The organism is Loigolactobacillus backii (genome assembly GCF_003946275.1).
GTDB lineage: Bacteria > Bacillota > Bacilli > Lactobacillales > Lactobacillaceae > Loigolactobacillus > Loigolactobacillus backii.
Genome location: NZ_RHNQ01000138.1, coordinates 1 through 1,326 on the forward strand (window position 1 = coordinate 1; position 1,326 = coordinate 1,326).

1 protein-coding gene is annotated in these 1,326 nt (G+C 38.3%); it reads right to left on the reverse strand.

The window, feature by feature from the left end; translation table 11 throughout:
- Positions 1-48 precede the first annotated feature (48 nt).
- Positions 49-1,221 (reverse strand): IS256 family transposase, encoded by a 1,173-nt coding sequence (locus tag EKM61_RS11910; RefSeq protein WP_068222179.1) that lies wholly within the window; start codon positions 1,219-1,221, stop codon positions 49-51.
- Positions 1,222-1,326 lie beyond the last annotated feature (105 nt).

Genomic DNA, 1,326 nt, shown 5'->3' on the forward strand with positions numbered 1-1,326 from the left:
GAGAGTGTCAAATTTTATGTGTAAATGAAAAAGCCTCTCACCTTTGAACTAAAACATTGATTCTAAAGTGTCTTGAACTAGGTTGAACCCCTTATGTGTCCGTCGACCAAATTTGTCATTGTAATCAAGAATTACGGTCATTAAGGTTCTTTCCAAAGATTCTTCATTGGGAAATTGTTCACGTTTCTTTGTTTGCCGCTTAAATTTTTTGTTAAATGATTCGATAAGATTGGTACTATAAATACTAGAACGGATAGCCGGTGGAAAATTAAAACATACCAGTAATTTCTGGTTTTTTAATAATTCTTGTGTAACTTTGGGATATCTTTTGCGCCAATGATTAACAAAGTTGGCTAAGCTGTGCTCAGCCATTCGTTTATTGGTTGCTTGATGAATTAACTTAAAATCATTTAACACAGCTTGACGGTCATGAACCCGGATATGATGTGAAATATTACGGCTTACATGAACTAGGCATTGTTGAATAACGGCGTCCGGATAATATTTGCCAACGGCAGTTTCTAGGCCAACCAATCCATCAGCCACAAAAAGTAAGGTTTGTTGCACGCCACGATGCTTCAAATCAGCTAGTACTTCAGACCACACAGAACTAGATTCTGTAGGAGCTATCTTGTAAGATAGCACTTCCTTATGACCATTAGGTTGAATGCCAATCGCAATATGAACTGCTTCTTTGGCAACTGTGTCACGTCGTAAGGGAAGATAAGTGGCATCTAAATAAACGACGGCGTACCTTTCTGATAACGTTCGATTCTTGAAAGCTTCAACTTGTTCATTAACTACCTTAGTTAGATTGGAAACTGTCTGTGGCGTGTAATAGGAACCATACATCTTTTCCATCAGATCTGCGATCTCATGAGTGGTAATTCCCTTTTGATAAAGCTGAATGACGGTTTGTTCTAACTGATCTGTTCGGCGTTGATAGGCTGGTAATGTGTGGTTAACGAATTCTCCGTTCCGATCACGGGGAATCGTAAGCTTCAATTCGCCATATTTTGTATTAAAGGTTCTCATGTAGTGTCCATTACGAGAATTTCCTGAATTGAAGCCATTCCTGTCATAGGGCTCATAACCCAAGAATGCAGAAAGTTCATTTTGTAATAGCTCATTAACGGCCGTTTCTAGTTGGTCTTTAAAAATAATAGCTAGATCCTGATGCTGTGCTAGTGCTGTGACGATTTCTTTGGTAAACTGATTCATGGGGAAGCCTCCTGTGATGTTTGTTTAGACGCTAACTATCATAAGGGAGAGGCTTCCCTTTTTCAATTCTCAATAAATCATTTACACATAATTATTTAAACACTC